Origin of the sequence: Citrobacter sp. Cpo074 (assembly GCF_030332745.1) — a bacterium.
Taxonomy (GTDB): domain Bacteria; phylum Pseudomonadota; class Gammaproteobacteria; order Enterobacterales; family Enterobacteriaceae; genus Citrobacter; species Citrobacter portucalensis.
In genome coordinates this window covers 318116-337236 of record NZ_JAOWHG010000033.1, presented here as the reverse complement: position 1 = coordinate 337236, position 19121 = coordinate 318116, and the positions used below count along the sequence as shown (strand labels likewise).

Genomic DNA, 19121 nt, shown 5'->3' with positions numbered 1-19121 from the left:
GTGATCGTTCTCACAAATTCGTCTTTTTTTGCAACACTTCAAAGAAAGTTGCACGCAGCCCATGTATGTTACGCGCTTTTAAGTGATGTGTGGTTGGCGGGTATGTACGAGTTTAATCTGGTGTTGCTGCTGCTTCAGCAGATGTGTGTGTTCCTCGTTATCGCGTGGCTCATGAGCAAAACGCGTTTGTTTATCCCGCTGATGCAGGTGACTATCCGACTCCCGCATAAACTGCTTTGCTACGTCACCTTTTCCATTTTCTGCATTTTAGGCACCTATTTCGGGCTGCACATTGATGATTCTATTGCCAACACTCGCGCTATAGGCGCGGTGATGGGCGGGCTGCTTGGCGGCCCTGTGGTCGGTGGTTTAGTTGGTCTTACCGGCGGTTTGCATCGTTATTCGATGGGTGGGATGACAGCGCTTAGCTGCATGATCTCGACCATTGTGGAAGGGTTGCTCGGCGGGCTGGTGCACAGCGTGCTCACCCGTCGTGGTCGTACCGATAAAGTCTTTAGCCCGCTGACTGCGGGGGCGATTACCTTTGTCGCCGAACTGGTGCAGATGCTGATCATCTTATTAATTGCCCGTCCGTTTGACGATGCGTTTCGGTTGGTCAGCAATATTGCCGCGCCTATGATGGTAACCAATACCGTGGGCGCCGCCTTGTTTATGCGTATTTTGCTCGATAAACGCGCGATGTTTGAAAAATATACCTCCGCTTTTTCCGCCACAGCACTCAAAGTTGCCGCCTCAACGGAAGGTATTTTACGCCAGGGGTTCAACGAGGTTAACAGCATGAAGGTTGCTCAGGTGCTGTATGAAGAGCTGGATATCGGTGCGGTGGCGATTACCGATCGTGAGAAACTGCTGGCATTTACCGGTATTGGCGACGATCACCATCTACCCGGAAAACCTATTTCATCGTCATATACCCAACGCGCGATTGAAACCGGAGAGGTGGTGTATGCCGATGGGAATGAAGTTCCTTACCGTTGCTCTTTGCACCCGCAATGCAAATTAGGCTCGACGCTGGTGATCCCTCTGCGAGGTGAAAACCAGCGGGTAATGGGGACCATCAAACTGTATGAAGCCAAAAACCGCCTCTTTAGTTCGATCAACCGTACGCTGGGGGAAGGGATCGCCCAACTGCTTTCGGCACAGATTCTGGCCGGGCAGTATGAGCGGCAAAAAGCGATGCTCACGCAGTCGGAAATAAAACTCCTGCACGCCCAGGTCAATCCCCATTTTCTGTTTAATGCACTCAACACCATCAAAGCTGTAATCCGCCGCGATAGCGAGCAGGCCAGCCAACTGGTGCAGTATCTGTCGACGTTCTTTCGTAAAAATTTAAAACGCCCGTCGGAAATTGTGACGCTGGCCGATGAAATTGAACACGTTAATGCTTATCTGCAAATTGAGAAGGCACGATTCCAGTCGCGTCTTCAGGTGACCTTGACGGTGCCAGAAGAACTTTCGCATCAGCAATTACCCGCCTTTACTCTGCAACCCATCGTGGAGAATGCCATTAAACACGGTACTTCTCAGTTACTGGATACCGGTGAAGTATCGATCACCGCCCGTCGCGAAGGGCAATATCTGATGCTGGATATCGAAGACAATGCCGGGCTGTATCAGCCAACCTCAGAAGCCAGTGGACTGGGTATGAATCTGGTCGATAAACGACTGCGTGAGCGGTTTGGTGATGATTTTGGCATCAGCGTAGCGTGTGAACCTGACCGCTTTACTCGAATCACTTTACGACTTCCTCTGGAGGAACTGGCATGATCAAAGTGCTGATTGTCGATGACGAACCGTTAGCCCGGGAGAATCTGCGGATCCTGTTGCAAGAGCAAAGCGACATCGAGATTGTCGGTGAATGTTCGAATGCGGTGGAAGCCATTGGCGCGGTGCATAAATTGCGTCCGGATGTTCTGTTCCTTGATATTCAGATGCCGCGAATCAGCGGCCTGGAAATGGTTGGCATGCTTGATCCCGAGCATCGTCCGTACATTGTTTTTCTGACCGCCTTTGATGAGTATGCGGTGAAAGCCTTCGAAGAACATGCGTTTGATTATCTGCTCAAGCCGATTGAAGAAGCACGGCTGGAAAAAACGCTAATCCGTTTGCGTCAGGAGCGTACCAAGCAGGATGTATCACTGCTGCCAGAAAATCAGCAGGCACTGAAGTTTATTCCGTGCAGCGGCCATAGTCGGATTTATTTGCTGCAAATGGATGATGTGGCGTTTATCAGCAGTCGCATGAGTGGTGTGTATGTGACGAGCAGCGATGGTAAAGAAGGCTTCACTGAGTTGACGCTCAGGACGCTGGAGAGCCGTACTCCTCTGCTGCGTTGTCATCGGCAATATCTGGTAAATATGGCGCAATTGCAGGAGATCCGTCTGGAAGACAACGGTCAGGCGGAACTGATTTTGCGTAACGGACTGACCGTTCCGGTGAGTCGTCGTTATCTTAAAAGTCTAAAAGAGGCGATTGGACTGTAAAACTGATACACTGCGCGCCATTGCATCACCGACAGTTGAAGGCTCTATGCTAAGTAACGATATTCTTCGTAGCCTGCGCTACACCCTAAAAGCGAACAATAACGACATGGTGCGTATTCTTGCGCTTGCTGACATGGAATCCACCTCCGCAGGTTTCGATACCTGGATGACAAAAGAAGATGAGGCTGGGTTTGTTCGTTGCCCGGATATCATTCTCTCCGGTTTTTTAAACGGCCTGATTTATCATCTGCGTGGTAAAGATGATTCTGCACCGGAACTGGCGCTGGAGCGTCGTGTTAATAACAATACGGTGCTGAAAAAGCTGCGTATCGCCTTTTCGCTGAAAACCGACGATATTCTGGCTATTATGACCGAGCAGAAATTCCGTGTGTCGATGCCGGAAATTACCGCCATGATGCGTGCACCTGATCATAAGAACTATCGCGAATGCGGCGATCAGTTCCTGCGTTATTTTCTGCGTGGTTTGACATCACGGGTACATAACGCGAAGCCATAAAGAAAAAATGGGCGACGCCGATTAAAATCGGGTCGCCGATGGTTTACTTCACTTCTTTAAAACCCGCCGATTCCATTACCGTTTGCATTTGCTTCATGCTGATGTTTTTATCGGCGTTTTCAGATAGCTTCATCCCTGAAATGGCCTGCAACGCTTTTATATCAACTTTTTCCATATCGATAGTGACATTTTCTTGCGCGTAGGTATCTGAATAGGTGAGTTTTTCTTCTATGCCAGTAATGTTCTGATATTTGGCGCTTAATGCGTCGAATACTTTTGCTGCCTCCTCTTTATTGCTGGCACCGACTGACGCATAGCTAATTTTACTTTCGGAGATTTGCTTCAGGACCTTATCACCTTTATAGGTATAAGAGACGGTGATATCAGAACCATTAATGTTGGCATTGAATGTTTTTGTCTCTTCTTTATCACCACATCCCGCCAGGGAAAAAACCACAATCGATGCCACGGCGAGAGAAAATAATTTTTGTAACGCTTTCATGTAAAACTCCATTTCATGAATATCGGATGTTAAATAATAACGTCCACGAATCTGGTGAGCCCGGACTACCTTGATACCAGAGCAGTATAGAATAAATCTAATATTAACAACGAAGCAGTCCGAAAATGGAGCGGGGGTTAAGATTAGAGGAAGCACTTGCGTAGCAAAAAAAAGCGCTGCGGTTGCAGCGCTTGAGATGTTTGATTTACTTCACCTGTTGGCCTGGTTTTGCACCTTCGTCCGGGCTTAACAGGAAGATATCTTTCCCGCCAGGACCTGCGGCCATCACCATCCCTTCGGAAATGCCGAAGCGCATCTTACGTGGTGCCAGGTTGGCAACCATAATGGTCTGGCGGCCAATCAGGACCTGCGGATCTGGATACGCAGAACGAATACCAGAGAAGACGTTACGTTTCTCACCACCGAGATCCAGCGTCAGACGCAGCAGTTTGTCGGAACCTTCCACGAACTCGGCGTTTTCAATCAGCGCTACACGCAGGTCAACTTTGGCGAAATCGTCAAAGGTGATGGTTTCCTGAATCGGGTCATCAGCCAGCGGGCCGGTAACCGGTGCTGCAGCTGCTTTCACTTCTTCTTTCGACGCCTCAACCAGCGCTTCAACTTGTTTCATGTCGATGCGATTGTACAGCGCTTTAAAGGTGTTGACCTTGTGGCCGAGCAGTGGCTGTTCAATGGCATCCCAGCTCAGTTCGCTGTTCAGGAAAGCTTCAACACGTTCAGCAAGCGTTGGCAGAACCGGTTTCAGGTAGGTCATCAGCACGCGGAACAGGTTGATACCCATGGAGCAGATCGCCTGCAGGTCGGCATCGCGGCCTTCCTGTTTAGCCACGACCCACGGTGCCTGTTCGTCAACGTAGCGGTTTGCCACGTCGGCCAGCGCCATGATTTCACGGATAGCTTTACCAAATTCACGGCTTTCCCATGCTTCGCCAATCACTACTGCGGCGTCGGTGAAGGTTTTATACAGCGCCGGGTCGGCCAGTTCATTCGCCAGAACGCCGTCAAAACGCTTAGCAATAAAGCCGGCGTTACGGGATGCCAGGTTGACTACTTTGTTGACGATATCGGCGTTAACGCGCTGGACAAAGTCTTCCAGGTTCAGGTCGATGTCATCAATACGTGAAGAAAGCTTCGCGGTGTAGTAGTAGCGCAAGCTGTCGGCATCAAAGTGCTTCAGCCAGGTGCTGGCCTTAATGAAGGTGCCGCGAGATTTGGACATCTTCGCGCCGTTCACCGTCACATAACCGTGTACGAACAGGTTGGTCGGCTTACGGAAGTTGCTGCCTTCCAGCATGGCAGGCCAGAACAGGCTGTGGAAGTAAACGATATCCTTACCGATGAAGTGATACAGCTCGGCGTCGGAATCTTTCTTCCAGTACTCGTCAAAACTGGTGGTGTCACCGCGCTTATCGCACAGGTTTTTGAATGAACCCATATAGCCAATTGGCGCGTCCAGCCAGACATAGAAGTACTTGCCAGGCGCATTCGGGATTTCAAAACCGAAGTACGGGGAATCGCGAGAGATATCCCACTGTTGCAGGCCGGATTCGAACCATTCCTGCATTTTGTTGGCGACCTGCTCCTGTAACGCGCCGCTGCGCGTCCACGCCTGCAGCATTTCGCTGAATGACGGCAGATCAAAGAAGAAGTGTTCGGAGTCACGCATCACCGGCGTTGCGCCAGACACGACGGATTTCGGCTCGATAAGTTCGGTCGGGCTGTAGGTTGCGCCGCAGACTTCACAGTTATCGCCGTACTGATCCGGAGACTTACATTTCGGGCAGGTGCCTTTAACGAAACGGTCCGGCAGGAACATGCCTTTTTCCGGATCGTAAAGCTGGGAGATTGTGCGGTTCTTAATAAAACCGTTCTCTTTCAGGCGAGTATAAATCAGCTCAGACAACTCACGGTTCTCTTCGCTGTGCGTCGAGTGGTAGTTGTCATAGCTGATGTCAAAACCTGCAAAATCAGTCTGATGCTCCTGACTCATTTCACCGATCATCTGCTCTGGCGTGATCCCAAGCTGCTGTGCTTTCAGCATGATTGGCGTACCGTGTGCGTCGTCCGCGCAGATGAAGTTAACCTGGTGGCCGCGCATTCGCTGGTAACGGACCCAGACATCAGCCTGGATGTGCTCCAGCATATGGCCGAGGTGGATTGAGCCGTTGGCGTACGGCAGCGCGCACGTTACCAGAATTTTCTTCGCGACTTGAGTCATAGTGGGCAATTACTTCTTTTGTAGTGAAAAGGGCTTTGATAGTACCAAAATGGTAATTACTGCGCCAAGCGATAAGGGCATTTATCCGTAAATGAATAATTGTTGCGGTTGGAGTAAACTACCTGGTGACTATTGTATATTCAGAACAACAAAAAGGAGTCGGGATGAACGCACAATCCCAGGCCAAATCACCAGAGACCCTGCGCGCCATGGTTGCCGGGACGCTGGCGAATTTTCAGCATTCAACCCTGAAGCATAATCTGACGACGCTTAAAGCGTTGCACCACGTCGCCTGGATGGATGACACGTTGCACGTTGAGCTGGTCATGCCGTTTGTCTGGCATAGCGCGTTTGAGGACTTAAAAGAGCAATGTAGCGCCGATCTGCTGCGTATTACCGGTGCGAAAGCGATCGACTGGAAACTGTCGCATAACATCGCGACGCTGAAGCGCGTGAAAAACCAGCCGGGTATTAATGGTGTGAAAAACATCATCGCCGTCAGTTCAGGTAAAGGTGGCGTGGGTAAATCCTCTACTGCCGTGAACCTGGCGCTGGCGCTGGCTGCAGAAGGGGCGAAGGTAGGGATTCTGGACGCCGATATTTATGGTCCGTCTATCCCGACAATGCTTGGCGCGGAAAACCAGCGTCCAACCTCGCCAGATGGTACCCACATGGCACCGATCATGTCTCATGGTCTGGCAACGAACTCCATTGGTTATCTGGTCACTGACGATAACGCGATGGTATGGCGCGGCCCGATGGCCAGCAAAGCGCTGCTGCAGATGTTGCAGGAAACTTTATGGCCGGATCTTGATTATCTGGTACTGGATATGCCGCCGGGCACCGGTGACATCCAGCTGACGCTGGCGCAGAACATTCCGGTAACGGGCGCGGTTGTTGTCACTACGCCGCAGGACATCGCGCTGATCGATGCGAAAAAGGGCATCGTGATGTTCGAAAAAGTCGAAGTGCCGGTACTGGGTATTGTTGAGAATATGAGTATGCATATTTGCAGCAACTGCGGTCACCATGAACCGATCTTCGGTACCGGTGGGGCACAGAAGTTGGCCGAGCAGTATCACACTCAACTGCTGGGACAGATGCCGCTGCATATTTCTCTGCGTGAGGACCTCGATCGTGGTACGCCGACGGTGATTAGCCGTCCTGATAGCGAATTTACTGCTATTTACCGCGACCTGGCAGGACGAGTGGCTGCACAGCTCTACTGGCAGGGAGAGGTTATTCCGGGCGAGATTGCCTTCCGCGCGGTGTAATTTATAGCGTTACAGATATTCACCGCATTAATGTATTATTGATGCGGTGAATATCTTAAATTTAAAAATCTCACGATATTGTTCATTCTGCGTTTATAATTCATGCCTTTTTCCGAATAAATCACCTCGATGCATCATTATAATTGATCAAATCTATCTCATTAATCTACAATTTCAATTGGTTCAAACAGGGTGTTATGCCCATAATCTGCTGAACAGGTTCTCTGTATGCTATTTGATGCTAACCACAGGAATAACGATTAAAATGAAAAAAAGTTTACTGATGGGAATTATAGCTCTGACTTATGGAATGAGCGCCCCTACCTTCGCTTCCGATACTGCGACCTTAACAATCAGTGGGCGAGTCGTTGAACCAACCTGTAGTGCTGACGTCGTGAATAACAACGTTCAACAGAAATGTGGTCAATCTCTTCATCTTTCAAATGTCAGTCATGTGGATCCTGTTCCAGCGAAGGGCGTCGTGACCGAGATCGTTTCTGTACCAGGGGATTCTATGCGACAGATAGTGTTAAACCGTTACGATTAGACTAAGAATCTCAGTGTTGATATTAAGCACTCATCATTTATATGAATGATGAGTGCTTTTCTATTTCTCTAACAAATAAAAAACGACAATTAATAACGCTAATTTATTAAATATATAAATAGTGTTTATCTTCACTTATTTGTTGCAATTATATTGCAATTGGTAACTTGTTTTAAATCAACAAAACAACGTGTTCACATTGCGATAACGTTTTTGTTGTGCGAATTTAAATCCAAGAGTTAACCCTCTTAACAAATAGAAATTATTTTATTAAGGAAGATATTATGAAACGTTCAATTATTTCTGCTGCTGTACTGTCTGCTGTATTTATGAGCGCTGGGGCTTTTGCTGCTGATACCGATCAGGGTGAATTGATTATTACTGGTAAGGTAGTTGGAACAACCTGTAAATTTACGGGTGATACCACTGCAACCATCGGTATGAACCAAATTGGTGCTGACAGATTAAATGCCTTAAGTGCCGGTGGTGTTTATGATGGATATACAAATAAGACTACTGTGCCATTAACTGTTGAATGTACTGGGGACAACGCGCCAAAAATTACGTTCTCCAGCTCCCAATTTGATAGTGCTAATAAACATATTACACGAAACACTGCCGCAAATAATGGTGCTGGCTTCTCCGTTTACTATGGTGATGATTTTTCTAAACCGGTTAACCCTGATGAAGGTATTATGTTAACTAAAACTACAGACAATAAATATACGCTGAACTTTAGCGCACGTTATGCAAGAATTGGTTCTGCCGATGTTACTGCTGGTGACGTGGCCTCTTCGCTGACGATGACCGTTGTTACTGATTAAGATTACTATCCTGTTTGTCGGCGGCTCTTGCCGCCGATTATTTCCGCAGTAAGGATAATTATAATGAAAAAAATATTAGCATTATTATTGGCTGGCACAGTATTGCCTGCGTGGGGAGGGGTTTACATTTACGGCACGCGTGTAATTTATCCGGCACAAAAAAAAGAAATTACCGTGCAGTTAATGAATGAAGGTAGCCGCAGTTCACTGGTTCAATCCTGGATAGATGATGGAGATACCAGCTTGCCACCAGAAAAAATCCAGGTGCCATTTGTGATGAACCCTCCTGTGGCGAAGGTCAGCGGAGGCTCTGGCCAACAACTAAAAATTAAGCAGCTGGCAAATACGCTGCCAAAAGATCGTGAAAGCCTTTTTTTTCTTAATGTGTTGGATATTCCTCCTAATTCTGCGGAATCAGAAGGTAAGAATATGATTAAATTTGCCATGCAGAATCGCATCAAATTTATTTATCGTCCGCAGGGTCTTACTGGTGTGGATGAAAAAAGCTTTTCTCGCTTAAGTGTCAGGTATGTCAGTGGTGGTATTAATATTAAAAATAATTCAGCCAACTGGATAACTATTCCTGAATTAGTAGGTAATTCTAAAATAAATAGTGAGACAGTGTTACTTGCTCCGTGGTCAGATAAAAAAGTTATCACTGCTGCTGTTGTTAATCATTACAAGGTTACTCTTATTGATGATCACGGAAACTATTTAAGTGAAAAAATAAAAACGGAAAGATAGTCAAGGACTGATTATGTTAAAGATAAATTCCATTACACTGGCAATCCTGTCGGTGTTGGTCACTTCATCCACATGGGCTGAAGAAGACACATTTGATACCCACTTTATGATCGGTGGTTTGAACGGTGAGAAAATCTCTCGCTATCAAATTGATGGTGATAAGCCAATGCCCGGCATATATGAAATGGATATTTATCTTAATAACCAGTGGCGCGGTCGGTACGATATTAATATCAAAGCCGATCCTGATGCGACATGTTTATCATGGACACAATTGCAGCAGATTGGTATTCGCACCGGGAATATTAAAACAGATAAAAAAGAGGAGTGCGTGCCGCTACGTGAAGCAGTACAGGGAGGTAGTGTTAGTTATGATATTGGGCAATTTATTCTGAACTTAAGCGTGCCGCAGGCGTATGTGCTTGAATATGAGCCAGGATATATGCCGCCTGAAACTTGGGATCGCGGTGTTAACGCTTTTTATACCTCTTATTATGCCAGCCAGTATTACAGTAGTTATAAACACGGCGGCGATGATAAAAGTAGTTATGTGAGCCTGAATAGTGGGTTGAACCTACTAGGATGGCAGTTGCACTCAAATGCCAACTATACCAAAGGTAATGAGGGTAGTGGCAATTGGAAAAGCAACACCCTATATATGGAGCGAGGTATACCGCAAATACTTGGCACGCTACGTACTGGGGATATGTATACCGGCTCGGATATCTTTGATGCGGTACGTTTTCGCGGTGTGCGTATCTGGCGCGATATGCAAATGTTACCGAACTCAAAACAGAATTTTACCCCAGTAGTCCGTGGGATTGCCCAGAGTAACGCGCTGGTAACTATCGAACAAAACGGCTTTGTTATTTACCAGAAAGAAGTTCCGCCAGGCCCATTTGCAATTGATGATCTGCAACTCGCCGGCGGCGGTGCGGACTTAGATGTGAGCGTGAAAGAGGCCGACGGTTCGGTATCTCATTATCTGGTGCCTTATTCATCTGTGCCGAATATGCTGCAGTCGGGCGTATCGAAATATGATTTTGCTGCGGGGCGCAGTCATATTGAGGGGGCTGGCAATCAGTATGATTTCCTGCAAGGCAGCTATCAGTATGGCTTGAACAATCTGCTAACGGTCTATGGCGGTACAATGCTGTCACAAAACTATACCTCGTTTGTACTCGGGACCGGCTGGAATACACCCATTGGCGCGGTATCGGTAGATGCCACGCGATCGCATAGCGAGCAAGACAATGGCGATGTATTTGATGGCCAGAGCTATCAGGTTGCGTGGAACAAGTATGTCGCACAGACCGGCACGCAGTTTGCGCTGGCAGCTTTTCGTTACTCCTCGCGGGATTATCGTACCTTTAATGACTACGTATGGGCGAATAACAAAAATCACTATGACCGCGATGAAAATGATGTTTATGACGTTGCAGACTACTATCAAAATGACTTTGGCCGAAAGAACAGCTTTTCGCTGAATATCAATCAAGTATTACCCGAAAACTGGGGATCCTTGGCCGTCAGCGGCCTGTGGCGCGACTACTGGCAGCGCAGTGGAACCGGCAAAGATTATCAGCTGAGCTACTCGAACGCCTGGCAGCGTGTCAGCTATACCTTGTCCGTCAGCCAGACCTATGATGAGGACAACCACGAGGATAAACGTTTTAACCTGTATATCTCCATCCCGTTCTCGTGGGGTGACGGTATTTCAACTCCTCGACGCGATCTGTTTGTCTCTAACTCAACGACGTTTGATGACGATGGTTATCAATCGAACAACACCAGCTTAAGCGGGGTGGCGGGTAATCGCAATCAATTCAGCTATGGTGCCAATCTCAGTCACCAACGACAGGGGAATGAGACAATAGCGGGTGGTAGCCTGGTCTGGCGCGCGCCAGTTGCGACTGTAGGCGGTAGTTACAGCCAATCGAATAAGTATCAACAGGCCAGCGGCAATATTCAGGGGGGTTTAGTGGTATGGTCAGATGGTGTTGCGTTAGCTCCTCGGCTTTCAGATACATTCGCCATTATCAAAGCGCCTGGATTGCAGGGGGCAGCTGTGCAGGGGCATCGTTATTTAACAACCAACAGCAAAGGTTACGCGGTTTACGACAGTTTGACGCCGTATCGTGAGAATATGCTGGTGCTGGATCTTTCCGACAGTAATAGCGATGTCGCCTTGCTTGGCAATCGCAAAGGCGCAGTGCCTTATCGCGGCGCGGTTGTGATGACGGAGTTTGAAACCGATAGGCGTAAACCCTGGTTCTTCATTGCTGAGCGTCCGGACGGCTCTCCGTTATCGTTCGGTTATGAAGTGGAAGATGATATTGGTAATAATGTTGGCCTGGTGGGGCAGGGTAGCCGGTTATTTATTCGTACTAACGATATTCCTACCTCGGTACGCGTCGCAGTTAATAAACAACAGGGACAATTCTGTACGATTACCTTCGATAAGGCAATTGATGAGAATAAAGTTTATATTTGCCGATAAGGGATCCGTTTATGAAGAAGTATTGGTTTTTAATTTTACTGTTGTTCCCTTTTTTGGGGCAGGCTAAATGTACCCCCAAAGGAAGTCCGAGCGCGACACAGTCAATTACATTGGATTTGACCACGGGTTCAACAACAGTGAGTTTCAATCCTAATCTCCAAGGGACATTCGACTGTAACTCGACAGGCGATAAAATGTATTATGCAACAAATTTGAAGGATTATATTGTTGAAATGAAGGACTCCGCTGCTGGTAAGAGCATTTTTATTAAATTGACGCTTACAGGTACAGGTTTTCCAGTAGATACAAATGGGTCTTTATTTTCACCTAAAAATTACACGGTAAATGATGTTATTAATAATAAAAAAATGTCTATTGAGGCATCATATGTGGCACCAACCACATATAGTTCAGATAGTGGTGAAATAGTGTATGGGAACTCGTTTGGATTATCTCAGCCCGCAGTCAATTTTTTATCTGATAATTCCTGTAATTCGAATATTATAGCATGGTGGTTTTGCTCGGCATTAGGATTATTGAATAGTGGTAATGCTTACTCACAACATTTGACGTTTACAGTCATACACAAACCAACAACCTGTCGTTTCTCTCAGCCGACATATGAAATCAAAATGCCGGATACGACGTTAAACGAAATGTTAAGCGCAAACAATACTAAATCAGGGTCTACAAATTTGGTACTAAATTGCAACAGTGTTTACAATGTCACCACCAATCCCGTGAGTTTTAAGGTGGTTCGCGGTGACTGGGATGAAAGCGGGAAAATACTAAATAATACGATAACGAATGGCGCAAAAGGGGTGGGGTTCCAGATATATAACGGCACCGCGACTACTCCCCTAAAACTGGGGGATACTCTGATGAACAGAATAGCTAAATTGGAAACAATCAACAATCAGTACATTTTCCCTATCACTGCGAAATATGTTCGCGTGACAGGAGAATCTTTACGACCAGGTGAGGTACAAAGTAAAGTCATATTTGCAGTATCTTATGACTAATTGATTTGCAGTATTTCACGTACTTTCTTGCTGAAAGTACGTGTTTTTATTTTATTAACGATGATAAAAAATCTCGCCGTCGTAGGCTTTAATGATCTTAGCATCGGCATCATTGACCAGCACATACGCGCCACCCATATAGGTCCAGTGGGTGCCTGCCGTCGGTGCGGGCAGGTTGCGCAGATTCCACTGCTTAATGGTGTATTCTTCGGTGAGATACAGTGGTGGAACCTTGTCACCGGGTTTGAAATGGGTGAAGTCAGCAATAAAGCTGCTCAGTTCATACTTATCGATACCGGTGGGGGCAGCTGTTGCAGCTGGTGCGGCCCAGACGACGCTGCTTGCAAGCAGAAGTGCACCCAGCAACATTTTATTCTTCATACCCATCCTCTCTACCTCTTCGGGTCATCAAAATCAGTCATGTATCATTCCTGGCATACCGGATGCCTGACAAGCACTATTTTGTGATCACTCCAGTCATTTCGTAAAAAGTGTAAATGAAAGTACAGAATTGCAGCAACCTTGACCAGTAGTTTCACTGCGGGAGTGGGGAGTGCGCCAATTTACATCGTTAAGCACAGGCAGTATCCTGTTACTGAAACCAGCGTATTACGTTTGTGTTTCAACGACTCGGGGTGCCCTTCTGGAGAAGGCTGAGAAATACCCGTACCACCTGATCTGGATAATGCCAGCGTAGGGAAGTCTGACACTGCTCGTGTCCCTTCTTCGCGCGGGCAGGAGCTGAACCATGCAGCCTGACCTGCACAGCCGCGCACTCGCGGCTCACATCTTGCACCAATTTAGAACGCTTTCTCCACTCACACACTGCATGACCAACGAGGTCGTGCAAAGCTTTACGGCCAATACGCTATTGGCGCTGGGCGCATCGCCTGCGATGGTAATCGAGCCTGAGGAAGCCAGTCAGTTTGCGGCTATCGCCAGTGCGTTGCTGGTGAATGTCGGCACCTTAACTCGGGAACGGGCCGCGGCGATGCGTGCCGCAGTTGAGCAGGCTCAGAATGCTAAAACCCCGTGGACGCTCGATCCCGTTGCCGTGGGCGCGCTAGCGTTTCGCCGTCGCTTCTGCCTGGATTTACTGGCGCTACAGCCTGCCGCTATTCGCGGTAACGCCTCGGAAATACTTGCTCTGGCGGGTATGAACAGCGGGGGCCGCGGCGTGGATACAACCGATACGGCTGTCGCTGCGCTTCCGGCAGCGCAGGCGCTGGCTCGTCAGATTGGGACCATTGTCGTGGTTACCGGCGAAGTGGATTACGTCACCGATGGTCAGCGTACCGTTTGCGTGGACGGTGGTGACCCGTTGATGACTCGCGTGGTGGGCACCGGATGCGCGCTATCAGCGGTTGTTGCGGCCAGTTGCGCTTTACGTGGTGACCGACTTGATAACGTCGCCTCCGCCTGTAGCTGGATGAAACAGGCCGGGCAAATAGCCACACAACAATCAAACGGACCGGGCAGCTTTGTCCCGGCATTTCTCGACGCCCTCTATAACCTGAACGCCCAGGAGCAAGCATGAAACGGATTAACGCATTAACGATCGCCGGAACCGATCCAAGCGGTGGCGCGGGTATTCAGGCTGATTTAAAAACCTTCTCGGCGCTGGGCGCTTACGGCTGTTCCGTTATCACGGCGTTGGTGGCGCAAAATACGCGTGGGGTGCAGTCGGTGTATCGCATTGAACCTGATTTTGTCGCCGCGCAGTTGGACTCTGTGTTCAATGATGTGCGTATTGATACGACTAAAATCGGTATGTTGGCGGAGACGGACATTGTCGAAGCTGTCGCCGAACGTTTACGTCGCCATCGGGTACAAAATGTGGTGCTGGACACGGTGATGTTGGCGAAAAGCGGCGATCCGTTGCTGTCGCCCTCGGCGGTAGAAACGTTGCGTACCCGTTTGCTGCCGCAGGTTTCGATTATCACCCCTAATTTACCCGAAGCTGCTGCACTGCTCGGGGCATCGCATGCGCAGACTGAGCAGGAGATGTTAGAGCAGGGAAGGGCGCTACGGGCGCTGGGCTGCGAGGCAGTGTTGATGAAGGGCGGTCATCTGGATGATGCACAAAGCCCCGACTGGCTCTTTACGCGCGATGGTGAGCAGCGTTTTACCGCACCAAGGGTGATGACCAAAAATACCCATGGCACCGGTTGTACGCTATCGGCGGCGTTGGCAGCCCTGCGTCCGCGCCATAACAACTGGGCCGATACCGTACAGGAAGCCAAACTGTGGCTTTCAGCGGCGTTGGCACAGGCCGACACGCTGGAAGTTGGCGAAGGAATCGGTCCGGTGCATCATTTCCACGCGTGGTGGTAATGGGTATACTGGCTGCAGAAACGGCGGCCAGGAAAAAGATAAATGGAACAAGCGCATACCCAGCTTATCGCACAACTGAATGAACGTATTTCAGCGGCGGATAACACGCCGCTGTATATGAAATTTGCGCAGACGGTGAAGAATGCTGTGCGCAGTGGGATCCTGGAGCACGGCAATATCCTGCCCGGCGAGCGCGACCTCAGCCAGTTGACCGGCGTTTCTCGGATTACGGTACGTAAGGCGATGCAGGCCCTGGAAGAAGAAGGTGTAGTAACACGTGCCCGCGGTTACGGAACGCAAATTAACAATATCTTCGAGTATTCGCTTAAAGAAGCGCGCGGTTTTTCTCAGCAGGTGGTGTTGCGCGGTAAAAAACCGGATACGTTGTGGGTTAACAAAAGAATTGTGCCTTGCCCGGAAGAGGTGGCACAGCAGTTGGCTGTTGTCGCAGGGAGTGATGTCTTCCTGCTCAAACGCATTCGTTACGTTGACGAAGACGCAGTCTCTATTGAAGAGTCCTGGGTACCCGCACATCTAATTCATGACGTGGATGCCATCGGTGTTTCGCTGTATGACTATTTTCGTAGCCAGCATATTTTCCCGCAGCGTACGCGCTCACGTGTTAGCGCCAGAATGCCTGACGCAGAGTTCCAGGCGCACATTCAAATGGATAGCAAAGTGCCGGTACTGGTGATCAAGCAGGTAGCGCTTGACCAGCAGCAACGGCCTATTGAATACAGCATCAGTTACTGTCGTAGTGATCTATACGTTTTTGTGTGCGAGGAGTAGCTCCTCGCGTGACGGGGCGCAATCGCCGCCGCGATGCCCAACTACCCAGGACGCCACCGCGTTACCTAACAGCACTGAGTCGGCCAGCGTCCAGCCAGACGCCAGCCCAGCCAGCATGCCGCCAGCGTGGCTGTCACCTGCGCCGATAGTATCAACGACCGCCGTTGCAAATGCCGGTACGCAGCCGGATGTCTGTGCGGTGAAATACCATGCGCCGTCTTTATCGTGCCGCACGACCACCGGTGCGGTGAAACGCTGCACCCATTCTGCGCCAAAACCTTCCACATCCTGACTTAATGCAAACCGCTCGGCAGCAATTTCCGCCTCCTGGCGATTGAGGGAAACCAGCGGACGACAGGCCATAATTCTTGCCAGTAAGGGCTCGGGAATGTCGCCGATGCGCGGGCCAAAATCGATAAATGGTGTCACCTCTTCCAGACCTTCCAGCCACTGCACCAGCAACTCACCGCACGGGGACGCTAGCTGATAACCCGAAAAATACACCAAGGTATGACGTGGGATATCCAGCTGTGCCAGCCAGGCGGCATTCCACTGATTCTCAACGCCGCTAAAAGACATAAAGGTACGCTCGCCATCCGGCTCCACCAGCGCCAGACACCAACCGTTATCGCCTTCGGCATTGTCGATCAGGCTATGCAGTCCCTCTTTTGTCATCCGGTTGCGGATAATGTCGGCCCACACTCCCTGACCCAGTGGTAGAGCATTGCAGGCATCGATACCTAAACGCTTAAGCGTGACGGCGATATTGAGTGCGCAGCCGCCAACGTTAACACCTTGCTGCTTGAGCTCGATGTCACAGCCGCGCCAGGGGAGGGCATACGCATCGGCAATGACATCAATCACCGCCGCACCCACCACCGTTACTGGCCGCTGTGTACGTAATTGCGAGAGAAGTTGTTGCAGATGCGTGTTGCTCATAGCGCCTCCCGCTGCTCGCGCAGTCGCATTAACCCGTTGGCGTAGTGGGTAAAGTCCAGCTGATTCACCGCGTCCAACTCCTGCTTCAATGCTGGGTTGATCGCGCTCACGCCGTGTAATGCACCACAAATGGCGGTTGCCATCGCCCCGATGGTGTCGGTATCGCCGCCGAGGTTAGCGCACAAAATGGCGCAGCGGTTAGGATCGGTCTGTGCCAGCTCAACCATAGCGATAGCGCAAGGAACGGACTCAATGGTGCTGGTTCCTGCCCCCACAACCTGATACAACTGCTCGCTGGCGGACTCGATGCCATCGGCGTTACGGACGATTTTCAGCGCCAGTTCAAGGCGTGCACAAAGCGATGCGCTAAAGGTGGTGATTCGTTTTTGCTGCGCATGCAGGGCAATGGCAGGTAGCGCGTCGACAATCTCTGACCATTTTCCTCCGTCGATGGCGCGCGATACCGCCCACGCGACGACAACGGCTCCCGCGATAGCCAGATCCGATTTATGCGTTGGGCTGGAGGCCAGTGCCACATCATCGATAAAGGCATCAAGATCGCGGGCGGGCAGCAGGCATCCCAGCGGGGAAACGCGCATTGCCGCGCCATTGGTCACGCCGTTGTTTTCAAGTTCGGCGACCGGTTTACCGTCACGAATAGCTTTCAACGCAATTTTCGAGGTCGGGCCGAGCACGTTTTTATTAAAGGCATCAAACTGCTCGGCCCAGGCCAGAATATTGCGACCAATAACGTCTGGCACAATTTCGCCGTCGCACTCAAGCAGGGCATCTGCCAGACATAGTGCCATGGACGTGTCATCAGTGAACTCCGCCTGGTTAAAATAGCAGGCGGCATTATTTTCCGCAGGGCCGGGCAAAAAACGGTCGATCCAACCGAAGTGTGCTTTTACCCGGGTTCTTGGCCACAGTTCCGACGGCATGCCCATCGCATCCCCTAACGCCTGCCCATAAAGAGCACCGAGAATACGTTCTGCTTTCATTTTACTTCCCCTTGTTTCAACGCTACATCGCGATCGTCCACCTTAATGGCGGTGATTTCTTTGTCTGATTCGCGAAAGAAAACCATAAACATCACGGCAATGACGGCAATCATGACCGCGCCAAATCCCCACATGCCAGCCCAGTTAAAGGTGAGACCATTAACCGGTTCCTGATAAGCAAACATTTTTTCCATCATTACGCCGCCCAGACGGTAACCGAGCAGGCTGCCGAACCCCTGACAGCAGAGGGTGATAAGCCCTTGAGCTGCGGTGCGCATGTGGACCGGCGCTTTTTTATCGACATAGATGTAAGCCGTGACGTAATAGAAGTCGTAACTGACGCCGTGCAGCAGAATGCCGAGAAACAGCAGGGCGTAAGTGAAATATTCTTCCGCACCGCCGTAAACGAAAAATCCGTAGCGGATCGCCGCAGTAATAAGACCAAGCAACAATACCTTTTTAATGCCAAAGCGTTTGGTGAAAAACGGTAGCGCCAGCATGAAGAAGATTTCAGAGAATTGGCCCAGTGTCATCCAGCCGGTGGCGTTTTTCATACCGACTTCTGTCAGGTAACCGTTGGCAAAGATGTAATAGAACGCCAGTGGCATCGCAAACAGGAAAGAGCAAAAGAAGAAGACGAGGAAGTTCTTATCGCGGAGCAGGATCAGCGCATCCAGACCCAGCATAACTTTGAAATCCATTTTGCCGGTACTTTTTGGCGGCGTATCCGGTAAAAAGAAGGCAAAAACGCCTAACAATGCGGAGCTTCCGGCAGTGATAAGCAGGGGAATATTGGTCGGTGAGATGTCGTTATAGCCAAGCATTTGCGGTAAGAAACCGCAGGCCAAACCGGAGGCAATCCAGCCAATGGTGCCCATCACGCGGATGCGCGGGAAATCACGTTCAACATCCGGTACGTTGGCAAAAGCAATACTGTTGGTCAGCGCAATCGTCGGCATATAGGTCAACGAATAGGCCAGTAACAGAGGGAAGAATCCGCTAAAGGTGGTTTGCTGGGCGGCGAAGTACATCAGAATAGCGCCGACGAACATCAACACCGCCAGCACTTTTTGCGCGGAGAAAAAGCGGTCAGTGATTGAACCGACCAGAATGGGCGACAGGATCGCCGCAATGGCGGTGCAGGCGTAGGACCAGCCGATCTCTCCGGCACTAAAGCCACTTTTACTCAGCCAAAGCCACAGCGGTACAAACCAGGCGCCCCAGATAAACCACTCTACAAACATCATGAACGACAGCTTAACTGTAGTTTTCATCTTTAAATCCTTCATGACAGGTAAGGTACGCGCTGATAGTACCATTCAATAATACCTTTAAAATACCTTTGAGGTTAAACTTTGACCGTCTTAACATTATTTTTTCCTGAA

18 protein-coding genes and 1 riboswitch are annotated in these 19121 nt (G+C 49.5%); of the genes, 12 read left to right on the top strand and 6 right to left on the bottom strand.

From position 1 onward, the window contains the following. Positions 1 to 102 precede the first annotated feature (102 nt). The 3 genes from OGX83_RS15910 to OGX83_RS15900 are packed head-to-tail and all read left to right on the top strand — an operon-like array spanning position 103 to position 3021. Positions 103 to 1788 carry a sensor histidine kinase gene (locus OGX83_RS15910; RefSeq protein WP_003834458.1) on the top strand — a complete coding sequence of 562 codons (1686 nt, stop codon included), beginning with the start codon at positions 103 to 105 and terminating at the stop codon, positions 1786 to 1788. Next, positions 1785 to 2504, top strand: coding sequence for a two-component system response regulator BtsR (gene btsR / locus OGX83_RS15905; RefSeq protein ID WP_003840155.1), 720 nt, complete (start codon positions 1785 to 1787; stop codon positions 2502 to 2504). Before OGX83_RS15910 ends, btsR begins: the two co-directional genes overlap by 4 nt. 46 nt (positions 2505 to 2550) lie before the next feature. Beyond that, positions 2551 to 3021 carry a YehS family protein gene (locus OGX83_RS15900; RefSeq protein ID WP_003834454.1) on the top strand — a complete coding sequence of 157 codons (471 nt, stop codon included), beginning with the start codon at positions 2551 to 2553 and terminating at the stop codon, positions 3019 to 3021. 43 nt (positions 3022 to 3064) lie between these two features. On the opposite strand, the gene OGX83_RS15895 is transcribed toward OGX83_RS15900, so the two are convergent. After that, positions 3065 to 3523 carry a YehR family lipoprotein gene (locus OGX83_RS15895; RefSeq protein ID WP_032943976.1) on the bottom strand — a complete coding sequence of 153 codons (459 nt, stop codon included), beginning with the start codon at positions 3521 to 3523 and terminating at the stop codon, positions 3065 to 3067. A gap of 205 nt (positions 3524 to 3728) precedes the next feature. Beyond that, positions 3729 to 5762 carry a methionine--tRNA ligase gene (gene metG / locus OGX83_RS15890; RefSeq protein WP_032943974.1) on the bottom strand — a complete coding sequence of 678 codons (2034 nt, stop codon included), beginning with the start codon at positions 5760 to 5762 and terminating at the stop codon, positions 3729 to 3731. A gap of 164 nt (positions 5763 to 5926) precedes the next feature. Here metG and apbC point away from each other — a divergent pair, with 164 nt between their 5' ends. From apbC to OGX83_RS15860, 6 genes are all read left to right on the top strand, one after another. After that, positions 5927 to 7036 (top strand): iron-sulfur cluster carrier protein ApbC, encoded by a 1110-nt coding sequence (gene apbC / locus OGX83_RS15885; protein ID WP_003027343.1) that lies wholly within the window; start codon positions 5927 to 5929, stop codon positions 7034 to 7036. A gap of 265 nt (positions 7037 to 7301) precedes the next feature. Beyond that, the gene (locus OGX83_RS15880) at positions 7302 to 7583 is read left to right on the top strand and encodes a DUF2574 family protein (protein WP_048234930.1); all 282 of its coding nucleotides are present in this window, start codon (positions 7302 to 7304) and stop codon (positions 7581 to 7583) included. Between the two features lie 284 nt (positions 7584 to 7867). Further along, entirely contained in the window at positions 7868 to 8407 is a 540-nt protein-coding gene (yehD, locus tag OGX83_RS15875) for a fimbrial protein YehD (RefSeq protein ID WP_286588516.1), read from the top strand. A 63-nt stretch (positions 8408 to 8470) separates the two neighbouring features. After that, positions 8471 to 9151, top strand: a complete 681-nt coding sequence (locus OGX83_RS15870) for a fimbrial assembly chaperone (protein WP_125362673.1) — start codon at positions 8471 to 8473, stop codon at positions 9149 to 9151. Positions 9152 to 9164: 13 nt separating this feature from the next. Beyond that, the gene (locus OGX83_RS15865) at positions 9165 to 11651 is read left to right on the top strand and encodes a fimbrial biogenesis outer membrane usher protein (protein ID WP_286588514.1); all 2487 of its coding nucleotides are present in this window, start codon (positions 9165 to 9167) and stop codon (positions 11649 to 11651) included. An 11-nt stretch (positions 11652 to 11662) separates the two neighbouring features. Next, positions 11663 to 12673, top strand: coding sequence for a fimbrial protein (locus OGX83_RS15860; protein WP_103285539.1), 1011 nt, complete (start codon positions 11663 to 11665; stop codon positions 12671 to 12673). A gap of 54 nt (positions 12674 to 12727) precedes the next feature. Here the strand turns inward: OGX83_RS15860 and OGX83_RS15855 are convergent, their stop codons facing one another. Beyond that, positions 12728 to 13060 (bottom strand): RcnB family protein, encoded by a 333-nt coding sequence (locus tag OGX83_RS15855; protein WP_003834436.1) that lies wholly within the window; start codon positions 13058 to 13060, stop codon positions 12728 to 12730. A 234-nt stretch (positions 13061 to 13294) separates the two neighbouring features. Next, a riboswitch (TPP riboswitch) is annotated at positions 13295 to 13390 on the top strand. 31 nt (positions 13391 to 13421) lie between these two features. Here OGX83_RS15855 and thiM point away from each other — a divergent pair. The 3 genes from thiM to OGX83_RS15840 are packed head-to-tail and all read left to right on the top strand — an operon-like array spanning position 13422 to position 15796. Next, positions 13422 to 14210 (top strand): hydroxyethylthiazole kinase, encoded by a 789-nt coding sequence (gene thiM / locus OGX83_RS15850; RefSeq protein ID WP_286588512.1) that lies wholly within the window; start codon positions 13422 to 13424, stop codon positions 14208 to 14210. Continuing rightward, positions 14207 to 15007: a bifunctional hydroxymethylpyrimidine kinase/phosphomethylpyrimidine kinase gene (thiD, locus tag OGX83_RS15845; protein ID WP_048234945.1), complete on the top strand. Its 801-nt coding sequence runs from the start codon at positions 14207 to 14209 to the stop codon at positions 15005 to 15007. The genes thiM and thiD overlap by 4 nt, the downstream gene beginning before the upstream one ends. Before the next feature lie 42 nt (positions 15008 to 15049). Beyond that, on the top strand, positions 15050 to 15796 hold the full coding sequence (locus OGX83_RS15840) for a GntR family transcriptional regulator (RefSeq protein ID WP_008785236.1): 747 nt from the start codon (positions 15050 to 15052) through the stop codon (positions 15794 to 15796). On the opposite strand, the gene OGX83_RS15835 is transcribed toward OGX83_RS15840, so the two are convergent. The 3 genes from OGX83_RS15835 to OGX83_RS15825 are packed head-to-tail and all read right to left on the bottom strand — an operon-like array spanning position 15770 to position 19010. Then, positions 15770 to 16735, bottom strand: coding sequence for a PfkB family carbohydrate kinase (locus tag OGX83_RS15835; RefSeq protein ID WP_286588509.1), 966 nt, complete (start codon positions 16733 to 16735; stop codon positions 15770 to 15772). The two genes, OGX83_RS15840 and OGX83_RS15835, sit on opposite strands and share 27 nt — an antisense overlap. Further along, on the bottom strand, positions 16732 to 17736 hold the full coding sequence (locus OGX83_RS15830) for an ADP-ribosylglycohydrolase family protein (protein ID WP_137377500.1): 1005 nt from the start codon (positions 17734 to 17736) through the stop codon (positions 16732 to 16734). Before OGX83_RS15830 ends, OGX83_RS15835 begins: the two co-directional genes overlap by 4 nt. Further along, complete coding sequence (locus tag OGX83_RS15825; RefSeq protein WP_071444791.1) at positions 17733 to 19010, bottom strand: nucleoside permease; 1278 nt, start codon at positions 19008 to 19010, stop codon at positions 17733 to 17735. Before OGX83_RS15825 ends, OGX83_RS15830 begins: the two co-directional genes overlap by 4 nt. Positions 19011 to 19121: the final 111 nt, after the last annotated feature.

Bases quoted from the DNA above. Each gene is read 5' to 3' on its own strand.
- OGX83_RS15825 (WP_071444791.1), bottom strand. From the start codon at position 19,010: ATGAAAACTACAGTTAAGCTGTCGTTCATGATGTTTGTAGAGTGGTTT.
- OGX83_RS15870 (WP_125362673.1), top strand. From the start codon at position 8,471: ATGAAAAAAATATTAGCATTATTATTGGCTGGCACAGTATTGCCTGCG.
- OGX83_RS15835 (WP_286588509.1), bottom strand. From the start codon at position 16,735: ATGAGCAACACGCATCTGCAACAACTTCTCTCGCAATTACGTACACAG.
- OGX83_RS15880 (WP_048234930.1), top strand. From the start codon at position 7,302: ATGAAAAAAAGTTTACTGATGGGAATTATAGCTCTGACTTATGGAATG.
- OGX83_RS15900 (WP_003834454.1), top strand. From the start codon at position 2,551: ATGCTAAGTAACGATATTCTTCGTAGCCTGCGCTACACCCTAAAAGCG.
- OGX83_RS15855 (WP_003834436.1), bottom strand. From the start codon at position 13,060: ATGGGTATGAAGAATAAAATGTTGCTGGGTGCACTTCTGCTTGCAAGC.
- OGX83_RS15910 (WP_003834458.1), top strand. From the start codon at position 103: ATGTACGAGTTTAATCTGGTGTTGCTGCTGCTTCAGCAGATGTGTGTG.
- OGX83_RS15895 (WP_032943976.1), bottom strand. From the start codon at position 3,523: ATGAAAGCGTTACAAAAATTATTTTCTCTCGCCGTGGCATCGATTGTG.
- OGX83_RS15860 (WP_103285539.1), top strand. From the start codon at position 11,663: ATGAAGAAGTATTGGTTTTTAATTTTACTGTTGTTCCCTTTTTTGGGG.
- thiM (WP_286588512.1), top strand. From the start codon at position 13,422: ATGCAGCCTGACCTGCACAGCCGCGCACTCGCGGCTCACATCTTGCAC.
- OGX83_RS15830 (WP_137377500.1), bottom strand. From the start codon at position 17,736: ATGAAAGCAGAACGTATTCTCGGTGCTCTTTATGGGCAGGCGTTAGGG.
- OGX83_RS15840 (WP_008785236.1), top strand. From the start codon at position 15,050: ATGGAACAAGCGCATACCCAGCTTATCGCACAACTGAATGAACGTATT.
- btsR (WP_003840155.1), top strand. From the start codon at position 1,785: ATGATCAAAGTGCTGATTGTCGATGACGAACCGTTAGCCCGGGAGAAT.
- thiD (WP_048234945.1), top strand. From the start codon at position 14,207: ATGAAACGGATTAACGCATTAACGATCGCCGGAACCGATCCAAGCGGT.
- OGX83_RS15865 (WP_286588514.1), top strand. From the start codon at position 9,165: ATGTTAAAGATAAATTCCATTACACTGGCAATCCTGTCGGTGTTGGTC.
- yehD (WP_286588516.1), top strand. From the start codon at position 7,868: ATGAAACGTTCAATTATTTCTGCTGCTGTACTGTCTGCTGTATTTATG.
- metG (WP_032943974.1), bottom strand. From the start codon at position 5,762: ATGACTCAAGTCGCGAAGAAAATTCTGGTAACGTGCGCGCTGCCGTAC.
- apbC (WP_003027343.1), top strand. From the start codon at position 5,927: ATGAACGCACAATCCCAGGCCAAATCACCAGAGACCCTGCGCGCCATG.